The 23,692-nt window shown below is 65.5% G+C and carries 22 protein-coding genes; 10 read left to right on the top strand and 12 right to left on the bottom strand.

What is annotated here, in order from left to right; translation table 11 throughout:
* Positions 1-44 precede the first annotated feature (44 nt).
* On the bottom strand, positions 45-953 hold the full coding sequence (locus R4P57_RS25605; RefSeq protein WP_317805670.1) for a L,D-transpeptidase: 909 nt from the start codon (positions 951-953) through the stop codon (positions 45-47).
* 296 nt (positions 954-1,249) lie between these two features.
* On the opposite strand from R4P57_RS25605, the gene R4P57_RS25600 reads away from it, so the two are divergent.
* Genes R4P57_RS25600 through R4P57_RS25585 form a run of 4 tightly spaced genes read left to right on the top strand, consistent with a single transcriptional unit; the run spans position 1,250 to position 4,372 of the window.
* Positions 1,250-1,975: a glycosyltransferase family 2 protein gene (locus R4P57_RS25600; RefSeq protein WP_317805669.1), complete on the top strand. Its 726-nt coding sequence runs from the start codon at positions 1,250-1,252 to the stop codon at positions 1,973-1,975.
* Positions 1,972-2,967 carry an acyl-CoA dehydrogenase family protein gene (locus R4P57_RS25595; protein WP_317805668.1) on the top strand — a complete coding sequence of 332 codons (996 nt, stop codon included), beginning with the start codon at positions 1,972-1,974 and terminating at the stop codon, positions 2,965-2,967. Before R4P57_RS25600 ends, R4P57_RS25595 begins: the two co-directional genes overlap by 4 nt.
* Positions 2,961-3,710, top strand: a complete 750-nt coding sequence (locus R4P57_RS25590; RefSeq protein ID WP_317805667.1) for a PIG-L family deacetylase — start codon at positions 2,961-2,963, stop codon at positions 3,708-3,710. Before R4P57_RS25595 ends, R4P57_RS25590 begins: the two co-directional genes overlap by 7 nt.
* Positions 3,707-4,372, top strand: a complete 666-nt coding sequence (locus tag R4P57_RS25585) for a class I SAM-dependent DNA methyltransferase (RefSeq protein WP_317805666.1) — start codon at positions 3,707-3,709, stop codon at positions 4,370-4,372. Before R4P57_RS25590 ends, R4P57_RS25585 begins: the two co-directional genes overlap by 4 nt.
* A 5-nt stretch (positions 4,373-4,377) precedes the next feature.
* Here R4P57_RS25585 and R4P57_RS25580 read toward each other — a convergent pair whose 3' ends face one another.
* Together R4P57_RS25580 and R4P57_RS25575 are read right to left on the bottom strand one after the other, a co-directional pair.
* Complete coding sequence (locus tag R4P57_RS25580; RefSeq protein WP_317805688.1) at positions 4,378-5,115, bottom strand: GAF and ANTAR domain-containing protein; 738 nt, start codon at positions 5,113-5,115, stop codon at positions 4,378-4,380.
* A gap of 98 nt (positions 5,116-5,213) precedes the next feature.
* A complete protein-coding gene (locus tag R4P57_RS25575; protein WP_317805665.1) occupies positions 5,214-6,239 on the bottom strand; it encodes a putative zinc-binding metallopeptidase in 1,026 nt (341 codons plus the stop codon).
* 223 nt (positions 6,240-6,462) lie between these two features.
* On the opposite strand from R4P57_RS25575, the gene nhaA reads away from it, so the two are divergent.
* Together nhaA and R4P57_RS25565 are read left to right on the top strand one after the other, a co-directional pair.
* The gene (gene nhaA, locus R4P57_RS25570; RefSeq protein WP_317805664.1) at positions 6,463-8,319 is read left to right on the top strand and encodes a Na+/H+ antiporter NhaA; all 1,857 of its coding nucleotides are present in this window, start codon (positions 6,463-6,465) and stop codon (positions 8,317-8,319) included.
* Positions 8,320-8,521: 202 nt separating this feature from the next.
* Positions 8,522-8,908: an SdpI family protein gene (locus R4P57_RS25565; RefSeq protein WP_317805663.1), complete on the top strand. Its 387-nt coding sequence runs from the start codon at positions 8,522-8,524 to the stop codon at positions 8,906-8,908.
* 191 nt (positions 8,909-9,099) lie between these two features.
* Here the strand turns inward: R4P57_RS25565 and R4P57_RS25560 are convergent, their stop codons facing one another.
* Both R4P57_RS25560 and R4P57_RS25555 read right to left on the bottom strand, forming a co-directional pair.
* Positions 9,100-10,185, bottom strand: a complete 1,086-nt coding sequence (locus R4P57_RS25560) for a DNA polymerase domain-containing protein (protein ID WP_317805662.1) — start codon at positions 10,183-10,185, stop codon at positions 9,100-9,102.
* A 2-nt stretch (positions 10,186-10,187) separates the two neighbouring features.
* Positions 10,188-11,237: an ATP-dependent DNA ligase gene (locus R4P57_RS25555; RefSeq protein WP_317805661.1), complete on the bottom strand. Its 1,050-nt coding sequence runs from the start codon at positions 11,235-11,237 to the stop codon at positions 10,188-10,190.
* A 104-nt stretch (positions 11,238-11,341) separates the two neighbouring features.
* Here R4P57_RS25555 and R4P57_RS25550 point away from each other — a divergent pair, with 104 nt between their 5' ends.
* The gene (locus R4P57_RS25550; protein WP_317805660.1) at positions 11,342-11,941 is read left to right on the top strand and encodes a hypothetical protein; all 600 of its coding nucleotides are present in this window, start codon (positions 11,342-11,344) and stop codon (positions 11,939-11,941) included.
* A complete protein-coding gene (locus R4P57_RS25545) occupies positions 11,938-13,374 on the top strand; it encodes an MFS transporter (RefSeq protein ID WP_317805659.1) in 1,437 nt (478 codons plus the stop codon). The genes R4P57_RS25550 and R4P57_RS25545 overlap by 4 nt, the downstream gene beginning before the upstream one ends.
* A 1-nt stretch (position 13,375) precedes the next feature.
* Here R4P57_RS25545 and R4P57_RS25540 read toward each other — a convergent pair whose 3' ends face one another.
* From R4P57_RS25540 to R4P57_RS25525, 4 genes are all read right to left on the bottom strand, one after another.
* A complete protein-coding gene (locus R4P57_RS25540; protein ID WP_317805658.1) occupies positions 13,376-13,783 on the bottom strand; it encodes a universal stress protein in 408 nt (135 codons plus the stop codon).
* A 222-nt stretch (positions 13,784-14,005) separates the two neighbouring features.
* Positions 14,006-14,854: a hypothetical protein gene (locus R4P57_RS25535; protein ID WP_317805657.1), complete on the bottom strand. Its 849-nt coding sequence runs from the start codon at positions 14,852-14,854 to the stop codon at positions 14,006-14,008.
* Positions 14,851-15,738: a universal stress protein gene (locus R4P57_RS25530; RefSeq protein WP_317805656.1), complete on the bottom strand. Its 888-nt coding sequence runs from the start codon at positions 15,736-15,738 to the stop codon at positions 14,851-14,853. Before R4P57_RS25530 ends, R4P57_RS25535 begins: the two co-directional genes overlap by 4 nt.
* 142 nt (positions 15,739-15,880) lie before the next feature.
* The gene (locus R4P57_RS25525; protein WP_317805655.1) at positions 15,881-16,903 is read right to left on the bottom strand and encodes an Acg family FMN-binding oxidoreductase; all 1,023 of its coding nucleotides are present in this window, start codon (positions 16,901-16,903) and stop codon (positions 15,881-15,883) included.
* A gap of 257 nt (positions 16,904-17,160) precedes the next feature.
* Here R4P57_RS25525 and ilvD point away from each other — a divergent pair, with 257 nt between their 5' ends.
* Positions 17,161-18,876 carry a dihydroxy-acid dehydratase gene (gene ilvD / locus R4P57_RS25520; RefSeq protein WP_317805654.1) on the top strand — a complete coding sequence of 572 codons (1,716 nt, stop codon included), beginning with the start codon at positions 17,161-17,163 and terminating at the stop codon, positions 18,874-18,876.
* 210 nt (positions 18,877-19,086) lie between these two features.
* Here ilvD and R4P57_RS25515 read toward each other — a convergent pair whose 3' ends face one another.
* Positions 19,087-21,210: an MFS transporter gene (locus R4P57_RS25515; RefSeq protein ID WP_411742443.1), complete on the bottom strand. Its 2,124-nt coding sequence runs from the start codon at positions 21,208-21,210 to the stop codon at positions 19,087-19,089.
* Positions 21,211-21,402: 192 nt separating this feature from the next.
* Here R4P57_RS25515 and R4P57_RS25510 point away from each other — a divergent pair, with 192 nt between their 5' ends.
* A complete protein-coding gene (locus tag R4P57_RS25510) occupies positions 21,403-22,020 on the top strand; it encodes a TetR/AcrR family transcriptional regulator (protein ID WP_317805652.1) in 618 nt (205 codons plus the stop codon).
* An 85-nt stretch (positions 22,021-22,105) separates the two neighbouring features.
* Here the strand turns inward: R4P57_RS25510 and R4P57_RS25505 are convergent, their stop codons facing one another.
* Entirely contained in the window at positions 22,106-22,762 is a 657-nt protein-coding gene (locus tag R4P57_RS25505; protein ID WP_121871385.1) for a serine protease, read from the bottom strand.
* Between the two features lie 66 nt (positions 22,763-22,828).
* Positions 22,829-23,563, bottom strand: a complete 735-nt coding sequence (locus R4P57_RS25500) for a DUF6319 family protein (RefSeq protein WP_317805651.1) — start codon at positions 23,561-23,563, stop codon at positions 22,829-22,831.
* Positions 23,564-23,692 lie beyond the last annotated feature (129 nt).

Genomic DNA, 23,692 nt, shown 5'->3' with positions numbered 1-23,692 from the left:
TCGTAGTGGGCTACGAAGTTCCGCTCACATGCGGCGAAGCCGCTCTAGCGGTTCCAGTCTCCGAGTCCGTCGGATCCGCTCAGGGTGCCGCCGCCGGTGTTGACGACGATGACGGGGTCACCCTTCTGGGCGTTCTCGAAGAACCACTTGCCGTCTTCGGTGCTGACGTTGAGGCAGCCGTGCGAGGCGTTGGAGTAGCCCTGCTGCGATTCCGACCACGGGGCCGCGTGCACGAAGATGCCACTGTAGGAGATGCGGGTGGCGTACTCGACGTATGTGCGGTAGCCCTCCTCGGAATCCACCGGGACGCCGTAGGTGGACGAGTCCATGTACATGTCGCGGAAACGCTCGCCGACGATGTAGGTGCCGTTCGGCGTCTCGTGTCCGACCTTGCCCAACGAGGTCGGCATGGTCCTGACGACCTCACCGTTGCGGGTGACGGTGATCTGCTTGGTGTTGTCGTCGGCCGTGGTGATGATGGAGTCGCCGGTGGAGAATTCGGCTTTCGCTCCGCCTGCCTCGACGGTCACCTGCGTGTGCGCCGGGTAGAACTCGTTCGGCAGCCACCGCACCTGAGTGTCGTTGATCCAGTAGAAGTGGCCGTCGACGGACGGGTTCGTGGTGACGCGAATGGCCCGCAGTGCGGCATCACGATCGCCGATTGCCTCGTCGAAGCGAATGGCGATGGGCTGCGCAACTCCGACGACCTCGCCGCCGGACGGGCTGATGCTGGGATCGGCGAAGTTCGCAGGTGCGAGCTGCGGAACGAGCTGCTGCGGAGCGGGTGCAGCCGGATCCGAGGACCCCGGCATTCCGGGGATGGAGACGTCCGGGCCGCCCGGCCACAGTGGCGCGGCCTGCGCCGAACCGAATGCGGCGGACGCAGCAAGGGCTGTACCTGCAACGATCGCGCCGATACGGGCGAATCTGCGTGTGCGAACCGGTGATGCCATGTAACCCGACCATCCTTCGTACTGCGTCGCGATGCCCACCGACAGAGCTGTGCGTGAGCAAAGCCCATTAACACATACCGCCCCGACATTTGCTAATCGGATATTTGTGAAACGGACGAAAGAAACCGCGAGTACGAGTATCTTCCCGCAACCGGTCTCGAGCACTGTCCCTGCAGGCCGGGGCGGATGTGTCGGCAGCCGGGGAACGGGTATGTGCGAGGGGAGCACATCCCGTCCAGACACCGGCGGTTTCCGAAACGGACTCTTCTTCGTCCGGTGTCCGAAAAGGGTGGACCGTGATCTCCGATGCTTTCCCCCGTACCCCTGTCAGCCACATCGTCGTCGTCGTACCAGCGCACAACGAGCAGGATCTGCTCGACGCCTGCCTGACCGCCCTGGCCCGAGCGCAACGCCGCGTCGTGGATGTGGCCTCGGTATCCGTCTCGACAATCGTCGTGCTCGATGCGTGCACCGACGACTCCGCGAGCATCGCAGCACGTCACCCGTCCGTGTCGGCGATCGAGGTGGCGCATCGCAACGTCGGAGCGGCCAGAGCAGCAGGATTCGCGAGCGGCTCCCGAGACGGCAGTCGACCGGACGCCACCTGGTTCGCCACCACCGATGCCGACACCCGGGTGGGTGACGACTGGCTGCTCGGCCATCTCCGGCATGCCGCCGAGGGCGCTCGAGCAGTGGCCGGAACGGTGGCAGTCGATTTCGAGGGCCACGTCGACGAGAACCTCGGGTTGCGATCGTCGTACGACGCGCACTACCGCAACGAGTTCGGCCACCCACACGTGCACGGCGCCAACCTCGGTGTCCGAGCGGCGGAGTACCTCTCCGTCGGCGGATTTGCAGCTCTGGCCACCGGCGAGGACCACGATCTGGTCCGACGCCTCGAGCTCGGCGGTATCGAATGCCGTCGGGTGTGTGACATTCCAGTCGCGACGTCGGGTCGACTGCGCGGCAGAGCCCCCGACGGCATGGCCGGATTCCTACGTTCCCTGGAGGCCACCGCATGAGCGAGACCGGTTTTCTCGAATCCACCGACCGAGCAGACATCGACACCGGGCTGCGCGCCGCGTTCTTGGCGTTCGAGGCGGACGGTCGTCTCGACCTCGCGCTGCCCGGCTCGGGATACACCGATCTGCGCTGGCAGTCGCTCGCCGCTCTGAGCCGACACAACACGGTGCTGGGCCGGTGGTCCGAAGCGCATACCGACGCGATCGCGATCCTGCACGAACTCGACGGCCCGACGCCGCAGCGCGGGCAGATCTGGGGAGTATGGGCGGCGGAACCGCCTGCGCCGATTCTCGAAGCGGTGCTGGAGGATTCGGGCTGGGTTCTCAGCGGAACGAAACCGTGGTGCTCGGGTGCGTCACTGTGCACGCACGCTCTGGTCACCGCGCGCGTGGAGGGCAGTCCTCGGCTGTTCGCCGTCGATCTGACGCATCCGGGCGCAACTCCGGTACCGAACACGTGGCATGCGGTGGGGATGAGCGAGAGCGATTCCGGCTCGGTTGCATTCGACAGCGTCCCGGCCGTTGCGGTCGGTGGACCGACCGACTACCTCACCCGGCCGGGCTTCTGGCACGGGGCCATCGGGGTGTCGGCGGCCTGGTTCGGGAGCGCGTGCGCGGTGGCGGACACGCTTCATGCCGCCGTCCGCGACAGGCCGGACCCGCACCGTGCAGCGCATCTCGGTGCCATTGCGGCGGCACTCGGTGCGGCGTCGAGCGCACTGACCACCGCTGCAGCCGAGGTGGACGCGGATCCGTTCGATCGCTCCGGTCGAGCCCGAACCCGAGCCCGCATCGTGCGGGCAGTGGTCGAGGACGCGGCGACCCAGTGCATCGACCGCGTCGGTCGCGCTCTCGGTGCCGGCCCGCTGTGCAGCGATGCCGAGCACGCGCAGCGCGTCGCAGATCTCACCGTCTATCTGAGGCAGAGCCACGCCGAACGGGATCTCGAAGCGCTCGGGCACGACATCGCCGAGGAGGACAACCCATGGTAGAGAACGCATTCGACGCCGAAGTCGATGTCGGCACCGCCGAATCGGACTGGATGTCGGCCGACTGGTCCATCCCCGGTCTTCAGTGGAAGGACGTCGTCACCATGGTCGTCGTCGCTCCGCACCCGGACGACGAGGTACTCGGCGTCGGCGGCCTGCTTTCCCTGGCTGCGGCAGCGGGTGTCGATGTTCGGGTGGTCGCCGTCACCGACGGCGACGGCTCCCATCCGGGTTCCCCCACCGTGACGGCGGAGGATCTGCGTGCGCGTCGCCCTGTCGAGTCCGAGCGTGCCCTGGCCGAGTTGGGAATCGACCACTCTCCGACACGTCTGCAGATCGCTGACGGTGCGGTCGAGAACCACGAGGGTGCGGTGGCCGATGCGCTGATGCCGCTGCTCGACGCCACCCCCGGCACCTGGTGTCTGACGCCGTGGCGCGGGGAAGGCCATCCCGACCACGAAGCGACTGCACGTGCCTGTCTCACCGCGGCGAACGCCGTCGGCATTCCCGTGGTGGAGTATCCGATCTGGATGTGGCACTGGGCAAGTCCGAATCATCCTGCAGTGCCGTGGACGCGAGGACGCCGTATCGATCTTCCGCCGCACACCCTCGACGCCAAGCGAGCATCGATCGAGCAGTTCGATTCCCAGATACGTCCACTGTCCGATCACCCTGCGGACCGAGCGGTGTTGCCACCCCATGTACTCGCCCGGTATCGGCGTCCGTTCGAGGTGGTGTTCGCATGAGCCACAGTTCTCGAACAAGCCACGATTCTCGAACGAGTCTGGGTGCCGAGTACTTCCGCACCGTGTATGCGGCGAAGGACGATCCGTTCATGCTCGACAGCAAGTGGTACGAGCGTCGTAAATACGCCCTGACCCTGGCGTCGCTGCCGAAGCCGCACTATCGGCGCGCACTCGAACCCGGCTGCTCCATCGGGGTCCTCACCGAACAGTTGGCGATCCGGTGCGATCACGTGGTGTCGACCGACGTGGTGGCCAGCGCCCTCGATTCCGCACGCAAGCGCGTAGGTGACACTGCTGCAGTCGAATTCGCGCTGTGGTCACTGTCCGACGACTGGTCGGCCCTGCCCACACCCGAGGCGACGTTCGATCTGATCGTCATCAGCGAGGTCGGCTACTACCTCGATGCCGCCGACCTGACGTCGGCGACGACGCGCGTCGTCGAGCATCTGGAGGCCGGAGGCACCCTGGTAGCTGCGCACTGGCGACACGCGGTGGACGACTACCCGCTCGCCGGCGATCAGGTGCACGAGATCATCGCCGCGACATCAGGATTGGCGCTGCTCAGTCGCTACCTGGACGAGGACGTCCGGATCGAGGTCTTCGTCGCGTCGGACGGTCCGGCGGTGTCGGTCGCGACCACCGACGGCCTCGACGTGCGCTGAACCGATCAGCCGGTCGATTTCGCCGCGTCGGCGACCAGCTGCTCAGCGAGGTCCGCGAGCTTGACGTTGGTGTCCTGAGACAGCTTGGCCAGCAACGCGAATGCCGCCTGCGAGTTCAGGTTGTAGCGTTCCATCAGCATGCCCTTGGCCTGGCCGATCAGATCTCGGCTCGTCAGCGCCGCCCGGATCTGCTGTTCCTCGCGGGCGCTGGAGAACGCGATGGCCGCGTGCGCCGCGAACAGCGACCCGATCGATTCTGCCTCGGCCGAGAAGGCGTTCGTTCGGGTCGAGTGAAGGTTCAGCGCGCCGAAGTTGAAACCCTCGACGTAGAGCTGGAAGCAGATCATGCTCTTGACACCGAGCGCGGACGCAGCGTCGGTGAACTGTGGCCAGCGAGGATCGCTGTCCATGTCGTCGATTCTGATGGTGGTCTGTTCGATCGCAGATTCGAGGCAGGGACCTTCGCCCAGCTGCTCCTGAATCTTGTCGCAGTGGCCTGCCGTCTCGCCGAAGAGCGCCGCGCTGTGCACGAACTTGCCCTGCAATACCGTCGTGATGGACGCGAACTCAGCGGACGGCACGTTGGCCACCGCCGCCTCGGTGATCGTGACCAGAACCCGATCGGGATCGGAATGCTGACGTCGCAACTTCTCGGCAACCTCGGCCAGTCGTCTACTCAGCTCGAAGTCCGTGACGCGCGAACGGGTGGTCGAGTCCAGTGTCTGCTCGCTGATGGCGGTCACCTCGTCCTGCTGCACCGGGACGTATCCCGGTATCGGCGAAGTGCCGACACCACAGGATACGCCCCGGGTAGAAAACCGCGATGACCGTTAGCCGAGCATCAGAGTGTGCTGGGGGCGATCAGGGAGTGCACGTACCCGATTTTCTTCACGACGGTCGCCGGCAGCACGAACGGGTAGAGGTCCTGGTGGCCCATCGATCGGTTGATCTGGTTCAGCGCCCACGACAACGGCAGCCACCACTCGATGATCTGATCGAAGCCGACATCACCCGGCAGCGGGCTCTCCAGCGTCGAACCGGCCGGTGCCATGCCGAACGCAGCGGCCGTGTCGAGGGTGTCGCGGATGTGGAGGTAGTGCGCGAACGTCTCGGCCCAGTCCTCGGCGGGGTGCATGGTGGCGTAGGACGAGACGTAGTCGTCCTCCCAGTTGGCCGGCGCACCCTCGCTGTAGTGGCGATCGAGCGCGGCCTGGTAATCGGAATCCGGGTCGCCGAACAGTTCCTCGAACGCTGCGCGGTGCTCGCCGTTTCCGACCAGCACCATCTGGTAATAGTGACCGATCTCGTGCCGGAAGTGCCCGACGAGCGTGCGGTACGGCTCGGACATCGCCACGCGCAGCTGTTCGCGGTGCACATCGTCGCCCTCGGCCAGGTCGAGGGTGATCAGGCCGTTGTCGTGGCCGGTCATCACCTGCTCCTCGGCGCTGGAGAGCAGATCGAAGGTCAATCCGGTCGTGTCGTCCTCGTCGCGGCCGACGATGGGCAGTCCCAATTCGGTCAGTTCGAGTACGACGCGACGCTTGTTGGTCTCGGCGTCGGCGTAGGCGGCCATCGCGTCGACGTCGTCGTCGGCGGGGCGTGTGCGCGTGAGCCGGCAAGAAACGCAGAGTTCGTCGGTATCAGCGGTGTCGACGAGCCAGTTGCAGCGCGAAGTATTGAGGTTGGCACACATCTTCCACGTGGCCCCGTCCACCTCTGCCTCGGCGACACCGTCGTCGGCCTTGTCGGGGAGCACCAGCAGGGCTCTGCTCGGCAGATGGAAGCCGAGTGCGCTCGAGCAGCTCAGACACAGTGAGTTCTCGAACGACAGCTTCTGTCCGCATTTGCGGCAGATGAAATCACGCATGGATGTTCCTTCGTGGCAGGGGTGAGACGAACTGGTATTCCCGTTTATGTGCTGACTAATACCGAATCCCGGATATGTCGTGCACATCTCTCGTCGTGCGGCGGATTCGACAGCGCAATAACGTTACTCTGCGAGCTCCCACCTGCATGGAAGCAAACCGGCGACACTCGTGTTGGTACAGACTGCTTCACGACACACTCCAGGGAAGGACGCGGGCCGGAAGATGGCAGATCAGATCACGCCGACGAATCGGCCGATGGCACGGTTCGTCGAACGGATTTCGCGGGCTCGCGGCGAGAAGAACAGCGAGACTCTGGCGGCGGGCTTCCTGCTCGGAGCAACTCTGATCGCGCTGATCTGGGCGAACTCACCCCTCGGTGAGACTTACCAGTCGTTCTGGCACACCGAACTGTCCATCACGATCGGCGAACACGGCATTTCCCTCGACCTCGCCCACTGGGTCAACGACGGACTCATGGCGTTGTTCTTCTTCGTCGTCGGACTCGAGGTCAAGCGTGAGTTCGCGATGGGTGAGCTCACCGACCGATCCCGTGCCGCGATACCGATTGTCGCTGCCGTTGCCGGCCTGGCCGCACCGGCGTTGCTGTTCCTCGCCTTCAATCCGTCCGGGCCCGCGGCTCAGGCGTGGGGCGTCGTGATCTCCACCGACACCGCGTTCCTGCTCGGGGCACTCGCCGTCCTGGGACCGAAGAAGGCAGCGCGGCTGCGGATCTTCCTGCTCACTCTCGCTGTCGCGGACGATGTGGGCGCACTGGCGATCATCGCGTTCTTCTACACCGACAACCTCGACGTGGTGCCGCTGATTCTGGCGTTCGTCGGTCTCGGGCTGATCTTCCTGCTGCGCCGGCTCGAGGTGTGGCGCGGAGTCGGGTACTTCGTCGTCGCACTGTTCACCTGGGTTGCGATGTACGAGTCCGGAGTTCACCCCACACTTGCGGGAGTGATGATCGCGCTGATCCTTCCGGTCTACCCGCCGCGACGCACCGAGGTGGAACGCGCGTCGGACCTGACGCGCGCGTTCCGACAGTCGCCCAATCCTGAATACGCCCGCGCGGCCCGCCTCGGACTCGATCGCGCGGTGTCGGTCAACGAACGTCTCATGCGGCTCTATCAGCCGTACACGGCGTTCATCATCGTGCCGATCTTCGCGCTCGCCAACGCTGGAGTGGTGCTGAGCTCGGACACTCTGAAAGCTGCCTCGACCTCGACGCTCACCTGGGGCATCATCGCCGGTCTCGTCCTCGGCAAGCTCGTCGGAATCACCGCTGCATCCGCCATTTTCGCGAAACTGAGACCGTCGTCCCTGGCTCCCGGACTGACGCTGTCGCACATCGCAGGTGGTGCTGCGATGTCGGGAATCGGGTTCACGATCTCGCTGTTCATCATCGATCTCGCCCTCGACGACGAACTGCTGGCCGACGAGGCACGTGTCGGTGTGTTGGCGGCGTCGGTCATCGCCGCGCTGCTCGGCTGGATCCTGTTCCGCATCGACGCGAAGATCCACCCTCCGAAAGCCGAAGCGTCCCTGCGCATTCTGCGTCCGGTCAGCGCCAAGCGCGATCACATCCGCGGTCCGGTCGACGCACCATTGACCATCGTGGAGTACGCGGATTTCGAGTGCCCGTTCTGCAGCAAGGCAACCGGCAGCGTCGCAGAAGTGCGTAAGCACTTCGGTGACGATCTGAGGTACGTCTACCGACACCTGCCGCTCGACGACTACCACCCACACGCCCGCTACGCCGCATACGCCAGCGAGGCCGCCGCAGCGCAGGGCAAGTTCTGGGAGATGGCCGACGTGTTGTTCCGCAACAGCGATGCTCTCGAACCCGACGACATCGACGGCTACGCACGCGAACTCGGCCTCGACATGGACAAGTTCGAGGACGACATCCGCACCGGCGACTACGTCGTACGCGTCGAGGACGACGAACTCGACGCCTCGTCCTCCGACGTCGACGGCACCCCGACGTTCTACCTGGGACGCGGCGACAAGAACTTGACCAGACACATCGGACCATACGATGCGGCGACCTTGATCCGTGAACTCGAATCCATGTGAGCGCGGGCAGAGTTGCACGTAACCGGCCCGCGCTGACTGCATCCCGTCGATACGGCTCCGTAGTGTGCATACCTGCCCGGCGACCGGGCACGTGCGTCGTCGTTCAACGTCTCGAAGCTGGAAGAATGTGCACTCCCGCCGAAGCCGACCGGCCGGTATGCTGTAGTGAGGCGTATGGCAACCGAGGTAGAAGGGATCGACTGTGGACGCGGAATCCGCGCGCGCGATAACGGGAGCGATCGCGCTGACACTGTTCGTGTTGTCGCTGACGGTATTCGTCACAGCGCTGGTGACCAAAGGACCTGATCAGGAACCGAATTCGCTGATCGGCATCAAAACGCGGGCGACCAAATCGAGCAAGCAAGCCTGGATCGCCGGTCACCGTGTTGCATACCCGTACATGATGGCGGGTGCCGCCCATTGCCTAGCATCAGCGGTGTTGATCGCAGGGCTACTGGTCCTGGGCTTTGTCCCCGCGACAGCGATGCTGACGCTGTCGGTGGCCTTGGCTCTCGGGGCCGGCGTCATGCTGACCATGAGTGGAATCAAGGCCGATCGCGAAGCGAAAAGACATGCGCGCGTTGGGTGATGAATATTTCGTGCAGGCAGTCGCGAAGGAGAAATCGCCATGGGGACCACTTCGTCGACGAGCGCGCGGCACCGCGACACACTCCGGGCAACGTTCATCCCGGGCAAGATTGCACTGAACACGGCTGAATCGACCGGATCCCGTCGATTCGACCCCGTAGTGTGCATCCTTGCCCAGCTGACGCGACTCGACTAGCTGTCAGTGCGATTCCCCTCCGCATCCCAGTGCTCGGCAACCTTTTTCGAGGGCTGCACTCGTGGCGGTTCTCCGGGCATCTTGGGGTAATCCGGCGGGAAGTTCAGCTCCCCGCCCGGCAGTGTCTCCCACAGCTGCAGAAGAGGTTCGAGGGAGTAGGCCTGCTCGTCCATATCGGCCCACGGGTCTCCGTCGGATAGGTAGTCCGGCACCGTGACGAGGTTGTATTCACGTGGATCGGTGACGTCGGCCAACTGCGACCACGTCATCGGGGTGCTCACCGTCGCGCCCGGTCGGGCCCGCAGACTCCACGCGCTGGCGATGGTTCGGTCTCGGTTGTTCTGGTTGTAGTCGATGAAGATGCGTTCTCCGCGTTCCTCTTTCCACCAGTTGGTGGTCACCCCGTCGTCGCGCCGTTCGAGTTCTCGACCCAGACCGATTGCCGCGTGGCGCACCTGCTCGAAGGTGTACTGCGGCTCGATCCGAACGTAGATGTGGATACCCCGATTACCGCTCGTCTTCAGGTAGCCGCGTAAGCCCAACTGCTCCAACAGCTCTCGGGTCACGTCGGCGACGCGCAGGGCGTCCGCGAACGTGGTCCCGGGCTGCGGATCGAGATCGAGCCGCAGCTCGTCGGGATGGTCGACGTCCGGTCGACGCACCGGCCACGGATGAAATGTCAGCGTGCCCATCTGCGCCGCCCACACGAGCGACGCAGATTCGGACGGGCACAGCTCTTCGGCGGTGCGCTTGCTGGGGAACGCGATCTTCACCGTCTCGATCCACTCGGGCGCACCCTTGGGCAACCGCTTCTGGTAGAAGCCGTCGCCCTCCTTGTCCTGGGGTCCGAGCGCCAATCGCATGCCCTCGCGATAGCCGTCGGGCCACCGCTCCATCGCGGTGGGGCGGTCACCGATCGCCCGCATCAGCGGCTCCCCGACCGCCGCGAAGTACTCGCACACCTGCAATTTGGTGATCTCCGGAGTGCGTTCGGTCGCCTCGTAGATCACGCGATCGGGGCTCGATACTCGCACTTCGCGTTCGCCGGCCTGCACGAATGCCGGTGGCGTTTTCGCGGCCATGTCTATCGACCCCCGGCGATGACGTCGGCAACGTCGTAGCGCACCGGAACGTCGAGTTGGTCGTAGGCGCACGAGCGCGGATCACGATCGGGTCGCCATCGCAGGAAGCGCGCCACGTGCCGCAGCCGTGCCCCTTCCATCTGGTCGTAGGCCACCTCGATGACCCGCTCGATGCGCACCGGAATCCAGTTGCGGTCGTTCGACGAATTCCAGCGGGTCGCTTCACCGTCGTACGTGACGTCGTCGCCGAGTCGGAGCGGTTCGAGTTCTTCGAGCAATTCCAACCGCCGTTTGTCGGTGAACGCCGATGCACCGCCGATCATCCGCAGGTCGTCGCCGTCGTACAGACCGAGCAGCAGCGATCCGATACCGTTGCCGGACTTGTGGATTCGATATCCGATCAACACACAGTCCGCGGTGCGGGCATGCTTGATCTTGACCATCTCACGCTTGTTCGGCAGATAGAGCCCGTCGAGCTTCTTGGCCACCACGCCGTCGAGACCGGCACCTTCGAATCGCTCGAACCAATCCTCGGCCACCGCAGCATCATCGGTGGCGGAGGTGACGAAGCAGCTCGGCCCGTCCGTACCGACCGCGTCGAGCAGTCTCGCTCGCCGAGTCGAAAACGGCTCCCCCGTCAGATCCTCGTCGCCGAAGGCCAACAGATCGAAGCCGATGAACTGCGCCGGAGTCTTCTCCGCAAGCATCGTCACCCGACTCGCTGCGGGATGAATTCGTTCTGACAGCGACTCCCAGTCGAGACGAGTGGAACCGTCCTTCTCGCGGGGTACGACGATCTCGCCGTCGACGACGATCTTCTCGGGCAGCTCGGCCTTGATCGCCTCCACCAACTCCGGGAAATAGCGGGCCAGGTCCTTGCCGCCGCGTGACCCCAGCACCACCTCGTCTCCGTCACGGAAGACGATGGCGCGAAACCCGTCCCATTTCGGCTCGTACGACCACACCGCAGGCCCGTCCTCGGGCTGGGCGGGCACCACTTTTGCGGCTTTGGCGAGCATCGGCGCGACCGGCACGGCAACAGGAAGATCCACGCAGTTCATCCTGCCTCATGCAGCCGACGAGCGAGTCGGATATTTTCTACACGAGCACGGTCGATGGACACGGCGCGCTAGAACCTACGAGGGCAGGACTCACCATGGCGTCATCCAACCGTTCGGTTCGCGCTCTCGTTCTCGCGCTGTCGTCGTGCGCGGCGCTCGTACTCGGCGGGTGCGCCTCGGAGGTGTCCGGTACCGCCGTCGCGATCTCCGGTGCCACCATTCCCGCCACCACGACCACCAACCCTCCCACCACCGCACCGACCACCGACATCGACGACGGCAGCAGTGTCGACATCGACGTGGAGATCGGCGAGTGCGTCAGCCTGGGCGGCACCGTCGACGAGGCGGACATTGCCAACGCGACCTGCGGATCCCCGCAGTCCAACTACGTCGTTTTCGCCAAGACGCCCACCTCGGCCGAGTGCCCCGAGGACGCCGATCAGTACTACTACGAGACCTACTTCGACATCGAACAGGGAGCCCTGTGCCTCGACATCGACTGGCAGGTAGGCGGATGTATGGACATCGTCGGTGAATTCGCTCAGCGGATCGACTGCGCCACCCCCGGTGCCGACACCCGCCGCGTCGTGACCATCCTGCAGGGCACCTCGTCCGTCGACGACTGCCCCGACCCGGCGCTGTACGGATTCGAGAAGGACTCACGCAACTTCGTCGTCTGCGTCGAACGGTTGTGACCACCACCGACATCGCGGTCTCCAGCGCCAGAGGGCGCTGGATCGTCGCAGCCACGGTGCTCGGTTCGGCTCTGGCGATGCTCGACGCCACCGTGGTCAATATTGCGTTACCTGCGATCGGTCGCGATCTCGGTTCGGGCGTCACCGGTCTGCAGTGGACGCTGAGCGGATACACCTTGACGCTGGCGTCGCTGATTCTGCTGGGCGGTTCCCTCGGTGACCGGCTGGGGCGCAGGCGGGTGTTCGTCTGGGGCACCGTCTGGTTCGCGGCCGCATCGGTGCTGTGCGGGCTCGCCCCCAGTATCGAGGTGCTGATCGCGGCGCGACTACTTCAGGGCGTCGGTGCGGCCTTGCTGACGCCGGGTTCCCTCGCGCTGATATCGGCCTCCATCCGGGCCGAGGATCGAGGCGCTGCCATCGGTCTGTGGTCGGGACTGGGCGGCGTCGCGTCGGCGCTCGGTCCGTTGCTCGGGGGCTGGTTGGTCGACGCCGTCGGGTGGCGTTCGGTGTTCCTGATCAACATCCCACTCGCCGTCGTGGTGGTCTGGGTGGCGGCGAAACACGTTCCCGAAAGCCGAGATCCGCACGCGTCCGGCCGACTCGACGTGCCGGGCGCGGTGACTGTCGCGGCGGCCCTGGGTCTGCTCACGTACGGTCTGATCGAGTCACACACCCTGACCCTCGCTCTGGGTGTCGTCGTGGCCGGGGTATTCGTAGTGATCGAGCGTCGCTCGCACGATCCACTGGTACCGCCGTCGCTGTTCGCCTCACGAGTGTTCCTGGCGGCCAACCTCGTCACCTTCGCGGTGTACGCGGCCCTGGGCGGCGTGTTCTTTCTTCTGGTGTTGCAGTTGCAGTTCGCCGTGGGCTACTCACCCATCGCGGCCGGAGTCGCCACGCTGCCGATCACCGCGCTCATGCTCGTCCTGTCCGCCCGCGCGGGGAGAATCGCCGGACGCGTCGGACCACGTGTTCCGATGACCGTCGGGCCGCTGCTCTCGGCACTGGGACTGTTGCTGATGTTGCGCATCGGGCCCGGATCCACCTATGCCACAGACATTCTGCCCGCGGTTCTCGTCTTCGGACTCGGATTGTCCGCTCTGGTGGCCCCGCTGACCGGAGCGGTTCTCGGCGCGGTGTCCACCGATCGCGCCGGAATCGCGTCGGGCGTCAACAATGCCGTGGCCCGCACCAGTCAACTGCTCGCCGTGGCTGCGCTGCCGGCGCTCGCCGGTATCGCAGGGTCCGATTACTCTGCGCCGGAGGTGTTCTCGGACGGCTTCCACACCGCGATGCTGATGTGCGCCGGACTGCTGGTGATCGGTGCCGCCATCGCGGCAGTACTGATCCGCGGCACCGGCGACGACGCGTCGAACTGCCCACCACACTGCGACATCGGCTCACCACCGCCTGCCCCGCGTCGGAGCGCCTGACTCACCGCACGATCAGCACCGAACAGTCGGGATGGTGGACGAGATTCTGACCGACCGATCCCAGAATCGCTCCGAGGAATGCACCCCGGCCTCGGCGCCCCACCACGAGCATCGACGCCGACGCGGACATCGCACGCAGGCCACGCGTCGGGCTCGATTGCGCGCTCACAGTGCTCAGCGCAACATCCGGGTACTTCTCGCGGATGGTCTCCACATGCGTTTCGAGCCAATGCTTTTCGTGTGCACGAACACTCACCCAATCGACGTCTTCGAATCCTGTTCCCAGACCTGCCTGAGCGGCGAATCCCCAGTAGTTCACCGCGACCCTCGGCATGCCGAGGGTGTGGGCGATCTCGAGCGCAGCACCGAGCGCCCGATCCGACTGCTCACTTCCGTCGACCCCGACCACGATCGGTCTACCGACGGCGGCACTGTCTTCGGCGTTGCATGAGCAGCACCGGGCACTGTGCATGCGTCACGACTGGCCTCGACGACCCTGCAGCGCATCGCCACTCGCCGATCGTCGGTGTCCGACGCCACCAAGCAGGTCTACGAGGCGATGACGCGCAGCCGAGCCCCGTGGCCGTGCAGGGTTCCGGTGACAGTCGCCGGCGCTGAAACCCGGGGGCGGTCAGCGGAACAGCGCGGATACCGCTTCGAGATCGGCATCGGATCGGCTACCGCTCGAGTCCAGTTCGACGTAGAAGCTTTCGTAACCGCGCGGGTCGGCACCCCGGTCACCGGTACTGCGCCGCTCGAACACTCGTGCATGCGGCCATCGGTCGAGCACGGCCGTTGCGAGAACATGCCCGTCCGGTGAGACTCCGCCGATCGGTCCGTACTCCGCGATCATCACCGCATGGACCACGCCCCCGATCGCGGCTGTGGTCACCGGGAAGACTCTCGGTCCCGTGTCCGTCGGGATGTCGACGGTGATGGACTCGGACCCCAGCACCACCGCCCCCGGCACCCCTGCTGCCTCGTCGTCGGTCATCGTCGTGGTCCTCCGCAGTGCATCGTCCGTTTTCGGATGGGCGCTGCGGTCGGGGCATGTCAGTTCGACGCCCGATACCGACGTCGGGGCCACTTCGACCAGTCGGTGCATCGGCGGTTCCTCCGAATGCGGCCGCGGCAGAGCCTGTTCGAGTAACTCTCTTCGCACGTCGAGGACGGCACGCGCGATACCGTGCACGACGACGGTGGAGACTGTTGCGCGAGCGGAATTCTCGGCGTCGAACTCCAGCACGACCGACGAGTCGAGCATGCTACGCCCCAACTGCGACCGCCCCTCGGCGTAGAAGTACACCCGACTCCCGATCCAGATGCAGGGCACGACGTCTACGGTGGGTCCGAAGTGATCGTGGCCGATCAACCGAGCCAGCGTTGCGCTGTGCGCGAGCCGATTCGCCGTGCTCGCGTCGAGTATGCGCCGATGTTCTTCGTTGTGGCGAAAACGATTCGGCACCGTCCGGTTGGTCATCGGTCCCTGCAGATCATCACCGGGCAATGCGCATGCCGGGTGAGGTTGCTGCTGGTCGATCCGAACAGGGCACTGGCGACGACTCCTCGCCCGCGGCTGCCGACAACCATGATGCCGGCCCGCTTGGACTGCTCTACCAGCAGGTGTGCCGGGTTACCCTGCTGTACAACATGTTCCACGGTGACATCCGGGTATTTCTCGCTCCACCCGGCGAGGCACTCGGACAGCAACAGCTGCTGTTCGCGCTCGATCTCGGTGTCGTCGGGCGATCCGGGCATGGACAGAGCGGCTCCCTGGGACAACGAGCTCCAGGCATGTGCGGCGATCATCGGCACGTCGAACCGCGAGGCAAGATCGAAGGCCTGCTCGACCGCTGCTTCACTCGTCGCACTGCCGTCGATACCGACGAGGATCGGTGCGTCGACGGCGTCGATTCCCTCGCGCCACACGATCACCGGGCACCACGCCGTGGTCGATGTCCTCTGTGCTGTGCTCCCGAACAGCGCCGACACGATCGGCCCCGAACCGGAATTGCCGACGACGAGGATGCGCGCGGTGCGAGAGAGCTCGACCATCATGGAGCATGCAGGCATCTCCTCCACGGAGGTGGTCACGGCGCTGTGCGGATGCCGGGCCAGCACCGAGGTGGCAACGTCGGTGACCATACGTTCTGCCGCGCGACGCTGCTCATCCCAGATGTCCAGGGGAACAACCGATGCGGACTCGCCCAAGTAGAACGCGGGATGCTGCACCGCCCCGGCGATGTGCAGCGGGGCCTTCAAGCGCTCGGCCAGGGTTGCCGCCCAGAGTGCAGCGCAGATGCTGCTCGGCGAACCATCGACGCCCACAACGATTTTCTGATGATGCGCCAGAACCATGGCCATCTCCTGTCCTCGGTCTGGGCGGACCACACGGCCGGGCCCGTCGACGGTCATCCGTTGTCGGATGCTCGTCTCCCATTGGACAACTCGACAGCGGCCGCGCCACAGAGCATTTGGTCCCCAGTTTCCGGTCCGTGATACCCGGTCACAGCGGCGTGGTTCTGCGTGACCCCGGTGCCGTACTGCGGGCGACCACCGACAGCACCGACGACACCGATCGCCGCGGGGTCGGGGCGAGAGGCGAGCCGATCATCGGCGCACCGATCCGAATCAACACCTGCGGAACACCCCGGCCGGGGGCCAAGGACTCGACCAGGCGTCGACTGCCCGACTGCTCTGTCATATGTGTGAGAGGGCAGGTCGCCAGACCATCGGCGGTTGCGGCCAGCAGGAAGGCGGACATGGCCCGCCCGCACTGCAACCAGTCCAGGCGTTCATCGGACGCAGTACCGAGAAGCACCACCGTGGACTCGTCGGCCACCGGCTCTCGTGTGTCCGTTCTGCCGACTCGGTGCGGTTCGGGAAATTCTCGGCCCACCTGCACCCTGGAGGACTCCGCCCGATCGGTGAGGGCCTCGGGCGGAATTCCTCCCGATCGGAACGAGTGTCCGGCCCACCACCTGATCTCGGCCTGATACGTCGCGTCGTACTTTCGAACGCTCGCGCTCAGCCTCGATGCCGTGGCCAGCGTCTCCTTGGATTCGGCGGACAGGAACGTCGTTCGGATGTCGTCGGCTCCGTCGACGCGCCCGAAATAGCGCGCCGGAATGCGGTTGTCCGGCACCGGACCGAACGCCCGACGATCCGAGTGGCGGCGATTGATCGCCGCCAACAGGTCGAACTCGTGCGATCGAGGGTGCGCGTCGTGGCTCAATCGAACACGCGCGAGATGGTCCGGCGCACCGGCCGTCGGCATCGTTTCGACATCGGCCGTCCACCGAAAGGCCGCGGCTGCGGTACACAGATGGTCCAGCGCTGCCCCACAGCTGAGCACCATCTGTCGCTCGGTCGGGTCTATCGCTCCGAGCAGTCGGGACCGATCGGTGAACAGATCGAGTCCGTGTTCGGAGTGGACCCACCTCCACGGCTGACTGTTGTGCACCGACGGAGCGCGACACGCGAGCTCCACCAACATCTCCACCACGGCAGAATCCGGCTGATCGTTCATCGTCTCTCCTCGACCTCCCACCGCGAGGCGATGGCTGCCCACCACTGTCGACCCACGTGAGCAGTGCACGACAGGGCCATTGGTCACTGTCGGGTGGGAACTTGCGGTGAATAAATCCGGCCGAGGATGCACCCGGACGAACACTCCCCGTGATGCGCCGAACCCACAGGTTTAGGCTTGACAGTGAATGCGACCTCAGGAGCGGAACCTCCAGGACGCGACCGAGGATCCATATTCGCCGACCGCTCAGGAGTGTCATGACGACCCCGCAGAACCCCCAAGAAGGCATCGACGTCAAACCGCGCAGTCGCGACGTCACCGACGGACTGGAGAAGACCGCCGCTCGCGGCATGCTCCGCGCCGTCGGAATGGGCGACGAAGACTGGGGCAAGTCCCAGATCGGTGTCGCGTCCTCGTGGAACGAGATCACCCCGTGCAACCTCTCGCTCGAACGTCTGGCGAAGGCCGTCAAGAAGGGCGTCCATGCCGCCGGCGGCTACCCGCTGGAGTTCGGTACCATTTCGGTGTCCGACGGTATCTCGATGGGTCACGAGGGCATGCACTTCTCGTTGGTCTCACGTGAGGTGATCGCCGACAGCGTCGAAACCGTCATCAGCGCAGAACGTCTCGACGGTTCCGTCCTGCTCGCCGGTTGCGACAAGTCGCTGCCCGGAATGCTCATGGCCGCAGCACGTCTGGACCTGGCGAGCGTCTTCCTGTACGCGGGCTCCACATTGCCCGGGTTCGCGACCCTGTCCGACGGCAGCGAGCACCAGGTGACGATCATCGACGCCTTCGAGGCAGTCGGTGCCTGTTCGCGCGGATTGATGTCACGCGCCGACGTCGACACCATCGAACGCGCCATCTGTCCCGGAGAAGGCGCCTGCGGCGGAATGTACACCGCGAACACGATGGCCAGCGCAGCCGAAGCGATGGGAATGTCGTTGCCCGGCAGCGCATCTCCCCCCGCTCCCGATCGCCGACGCGACGGATTCGCACACGCCAGCGGCGAGGCCGTCGTCGATCTCTTGCGACGCGGCATCCGCACCAGCGACATCCTCACCAAGGAAGCCTTCGAGAACGCCATCGCCGTTGTCATGGCCTTCGGTGGCTCCACCAACGCCGTGCTGCATCTTCTGGCCATCGCGCACGAAGCTCAGGTGGAGCTGACCCTCGCCGACTTCACCCGCGTCGGCGCGAAGGTGCCGCACCTGGCCGACGTCAAGCCCTTCGGCAAGCACGTCATGACCGACGTCGACGCGATCGGCGGAGTTCCGGTGGTCATGAAGGCTCTGCTCGACGCCGGCCTGATGCACGGCGACTGCATGACGGTCACCGGAAAGACCGTGGCGCAGAACCTCGCGCACATCGCACCCCCGGACCCCGACGGCAAGGTACTGCGCGCCCTCGACAAGCCGATCCACCCGACGGGCGGCATCACCATCCTCGAGGGCTCACTCGCCCCGGGCGGAGCCGTCGTCAAGTCCGCGGGCTTCGACTCCGACGTGTTCGTCGGCACCGCACGAGTTTTCGAGCGTGAACGCGCGGCCATGGACGCCCTCGAGGACGGCACCATCGCAGCGGGCGACGTCGTGGTCATCCGATACGAGGGACCCAAGGGCGGGCCAGGGATGCGCGAGATGCTCGCGATCACCGGAGCCATCAAGGGCGCGGGACTCGGCAAGGACGTCCTGCTGCTCACCGACGGTCGATTCTCCGGCGGCACCACCGGCCTCTGCGTCGGACACGTGGCACCCGAGGCAGTCGACGGCGGCCCCATCGCCTTCGTCCGCGACGGTGACCAGATCCGACTCGACGTCGGCAAGGGCACCCTCGACCTGCTCGTCGACGCAGCCGAACTGGACTCCCGCGCACAGGGCTGGGCACCACTGCCGCCGCGCTACACCCGAGGAGTACTGGCCAAATACTCCAAGCTGGTCGGATCGGCATCGAACGGTGCGGTGCTGATATAGCACCCCACTGACCGCCGCCCGCCCCCCTGCCGGGCCCTGCCCGCCTGCCCCCTTGCCGCGTCAATGGACCATTGCATACGTCTCGGCGGTGCAATGGTCCATTCACGCGAGGACACCGTGCGCGTCAATGGCACTTTGCATACGTCTCGGCGGTGCAATGGTCCATTGACGCCAGTGGGCGGCGGGGGCGGCGGGCGGGGCGGGGCGGAACTACAGCGGCATTGCCCACATGGAGCTCGAACGCTCCTTGAATGCGGTGCAGTTCGCGTGTTGCTTGCTGGCCCGTTGGTAGAAGGTCTGCAGCGGCGCGATCGGTGCGGGCGCAACCGGAAGGTCGCTCAGTTCGAGCGCAGCGTCGAGAGCTTCCTCGGCCTCGACGCGTCGGGTGCGCGCCAGGTTGGACAGGGCGAGCTGGTGGATCGTCACGCGGTCACCGGACTTGCTGTCCACCGTGGCCTGTCGGGCGACGGAGGCGTCGAGCTCGTACACCTTCGAGGCCAGCTGATAGGGGCTGGGACGCTCGAGCTCGGCGTCCACCAGAGCCGGCTCGGCCACGGTGCGCGCAGATGCCGGCGCGGTCTCCTCCGCGGTTCGCAATGCGTGCCGTGCGCCGGATTTGTGGGGCTTCGCCGACGGCCGCTCCAGTAGTTGCTCGAGCTCGGCGACCTCCCGATCTGCTGCCGGGTCCTTGGCCTGCGGTGCGACGAAGGGCACGATCGGCTCGAACGCGATCTTCTCCGACGACGTCGCCGGAGTCGCGTTCTTGGACGGGATGAGCAGCGCCACGATCACGGTGCCGACGCCGAACACCACGGCGGCAACGACACTCGTGTGCACCACCGCGTCACCGAACGCCGCGACGGCATTGGCTTCGAGATTGTCGGCGAACCCACTGAGGAATGCGTTCTGGTAGCGAATGACGTCGGAGACGATCACCGCACCTGCCAGCGAATCCTGCGATGCAGCAAGTCCTTCCGCCGCCTGCCCGGTGTACTGGCCGTTCGGTTGCTTGCCGGGGAAGGTCTGCAGAAATCCTTCGATTCCCTGACGGTAGGACGCGGCGAGCACCGATCCGAGCACAGCGATGCCGAGCGATCCGCCGAGTTCGAGGGCGGTGTCGTTGAGGCCGCCGCCCACCCCGAGCTTGCTGTCCGGGAACTCGCCCATGATGGAGTCGGTGCAGGGCGAGACGGACAGGCCGATTGCGAGACCGAGCAGCGTCAGCACGGGAAGAAAGTCGGAGTACGTTGCCGCCGAATCGATCCCGATGAGCGAGACGACCGACAGCGTTCCCACGACCATGCCTGCGGTAACGGTGATGCGCGGTCCCAGTTTCGGCGTGAGCCACATCGTGATTCCGGATCCGACGAAGACTGCGCCGGCCAAAGGCAGGAGGTGAACGCCGGTGGACACCGGACCGTATCCGAGAGCGAACTGGAGGTATTGGGCGACGAAATAGATCGCACCGAAGGTGACGAGGAAGAAGATCAGCACCGCGAGGGTGGCACCGCTGAGGATGCGGGAAGAGAACATTCGGACGTCGAGCAACGGATTGGGATGGCGCAGTTCCCATCCCACGAAGCCCAGGACCGACAGCAGCCCGACGAGCGCGAAGTACAACGGCCCGACCGTCCAGCCGAAGTGCATCCCCTCGATGATGGCGTACACGATGGTCGACACGGCCAGCACCGACAGCAGTCCACCGATCCAGTCGATCGCACCCGGGTCGACGGCCCGTGACGGCGGGACGAGCACGACGGCTCCGACGATGGCGGCCAACGCAATCGGAACATTGATCAAGAACGTCGAATGCCAGGTGAAACTCTCGAGAAGCCAGCCCGCCAACAGCGGCCCGGCTGCGATCGCGAGTCCCGAGGTGGCCGCCCAGACGGTGACAGCAGTAGCGCGCTCTCGCTTCGGGAAGGTCGCCACCAGCAGCGACAGTGTGGCGGGCATGACGATGGCAGCGGCTACACCCATGACGATGCGGGCCAGGATCACCCCGAGGGTGGCATCGGTGAGTGCTCCGGCCACAGAACCGGCCACGAAGATGATCAGGCCGAGAATCAGAGCGCCGCGGCGGCTGTAGCGATCTCCGATCACACCGCACAGCAACATCAACGACGCGTAGGGGACGGTGTAGCCGTCGATCACCCACTGCAGGTCGCTGCTCGTCAGACTCAGGTCGAGTGTCATCGACGGTGCGGCGACCAACAGGGATGTGTTGGCCATGACCACGATCAACAGGCTCAGGCACAACACCACCAGCGCCGACCAGCGTCGCGGGTACGGCTTGGGCATTTCTTGGACAGGCGTCATCGCAAGCAGTGTCATCGTGTGTTCCCCCCCGTTGGCAAAGTGCGAGACACACCTTGCACAGTGCTGTGCAGCTTACGAAGCATCGGCTAGGATCGGCAATCTTTTGTGGCGGCAGCCACACTCTCCGCCCGAGATCGTGCTAGATGTTGTCCTGTGCGTAAGACGACGGAGTCGAGTTCGAATGCACGGGACGCAGCAGCGCCGCCCGTGCAACGACGTGACGCCCGGTCCAACCGAGCGCGAATTCTGCATGTTGCACAAGGGGTCCTGGCGGACAATCCTGATGCAACCATCAACGACGTCGCCGCCGCTGCGGGAGTGGTCCGGCGAACCGTCTACGCCCACTTCGCCTCTCGCGAAGCTCTGATCGACGGTATCGCCCTGGAGGCAGCGGACCGAATTTCGGCTGCGCTCACTCGAATTCCTGCCGCAGACGAATCGGCGGTGACGGTGTTCGTTCGGCAGACGCTGGCCCTGGCACGCGTCGGAGATCAGTACCGGCTATTGCTCGCGGTCGCACGATCCGATCTGGGACACAACAGCATTCACGATCTCCTGACTCCGATGCGCGAGTCGGCCGCCGCGGTCATCCGGCGAGGACAACGCGAGGGTGTGTTCTCCTCGTACCTCGCGGCAGAAGTACTGATTCTCAACATCGAGGCCATTGCGCTGTCGATCCTCGACGCCACCAACGCCGGATTGATCGGCGACCCGGCGGGAGCGGCGACGACGTCGAGCCTGGTGCTGCTGGGAGTCGCGCCGGACGACGCGGAACGCATCGTCGCGGACGTTCGGTCGTCCGACTCGTCCGCCCGCGCCCGCTGAGAGCAGCACTGACCCCGCGAACGGCGAAGGCCCCGTTCGCGCGATGTAGTGCGCGAACGGGGCCTTCGGCCGAAACGGTGTGGATCTAGGGAGCGGGGACGAATCCTGCGCCGAGTCCGTTGCCCTGATCGACGTTGCGAAGGATCGCGTCGAAGTTGGTGCCGACCTCGGGTCCGAAGCACGCCACGCCGAGGTAGGCGTTGACCATGCCGACGAGGGTGTTGCCGACGACGACCGGGCTGCCCGAGTCACCTTCGACGACGCACAGCTGAGCCCAGGTCTCCTGCGACTGCAGGATGTCGCCGTAGGCGAGTCCGCAGGTGTTGCCGGTGGTACGGCCTTCCTTGCAGACGATGTTCGGGAACGCCGTCGGCGGGCCGACCTGAGAGATGGTCACGTTGCCTACGCGGTTGATCGGTGCGACCTTGTCACGCTGGAATTCGATGAGGGCGTAGTCGTATTCCGGGTTGGAGAACGCGATGCGGCCGACCTCGCCGAGGGAGGTGTCGTACTCGGGGACGATGGAGGCACCCGCTTGGCCACAGTGGCCGGCGGTGAAGCCGACCAGGTTTCCGTTGCGGTCGTTACCGATCGTCGTCAGCGTGCACTCGGCCTGGCCGCCGACGATGATTCCCGAGCCGCCGCCGAGAGCAGCTGGAGTGGCCGCGGATGCGGTCCCCACGCCGACGCTGGCTACGATTGCAGCCGCCCCCACGACGACGAGCATGAATTTCTTGAACATGTACTCCCTCTCAGCGGTGTCGGCAGAACCCTAGCAACAACAGGTATACGAACACGAGCGAGTCGCTCATACGTCCTGCTCGAGGGCGGCAAGCGTCGTGCGCGCCTCCTCGAGTTGGCGGCTCAGTTCTGCAACGCGTCGGGCGGCCTCGTCGCGCGCGTGGGAAATGACTGCTTCGACTGCGTCGCGTGCAGTGGGATCGCCCAACTCTCGAACAGCGCGACTCACCGACTCGGGGCTCACCGGTTGAGCTTTGGTGGGCCGCTTTGCGCCCTGGGTGACCGTGACCGACCAATCGTTGTCGGCCCCGGCATGAATGGTGACGCTGATTCCGCCCGGTGCCTTCTTCGGTCGACGCGACGCCTGGCTCGGCGCGGGTACCGCCGAGCCCGTCGAAGCGGCGAGAGTGGATGCAGTCGGTGCTGCAGGTGATTTCGGTGTAACGGCCGCGGCCGGTCGCTTCGGGGCCGGGGCGGGCACCTGCGGCTGCGCCGGCACGGACGGCGGGATTCGCTTGGCGGCCACTCGTTTCGCCGGCGCGGGCGGTGTGGCGGGATTGCGGGTGATGCGCAGTTCCTCGGCCTCGTAGGGCAATTCGTCGTTGACGCCCTTCGGGCTGATCGTGACCGTGTTGCCGTCGATCGACACGACCTTCGCCGAGGTGCCGTCGGGCAGGCCGAGGCTCGGGTTCGGTTCACGGAGATAGACGGTGGCCCGACGTCCCTCGGCGAGCGCCGCGGCCAGTGTGGTCAGATTCTCGGGAGTCAACGAATCGTTCACTGCACGCCCACGGGGTGGCATCGACTACCGGCCTTTCTCGAAAGTGTTTGCGAATACTGTCGCACAGATGCAGGTGAGATGTGGCCGGGGCGGCGCAGGGCGCGTCGGATCGACTCGTCGAGGCGAGGCTGTCTGTTAATCCAAGTAACT

Source organism: Rhodococcus sp. IEGM 1330, assembly GCF_033142445.1.
In the GTDB taxonomy this organism is placed as follows: Bacteria; Actinomycetota; Actinomycetes; order Mycobacteriales; family Mycobacteriaceae; genus Rhodococcoides.
The sequence above is the reverse complement of the archived record's forward strand: the minus strand, read 5'-3'. Positions and strand labels throughout refer to the sequence as shown.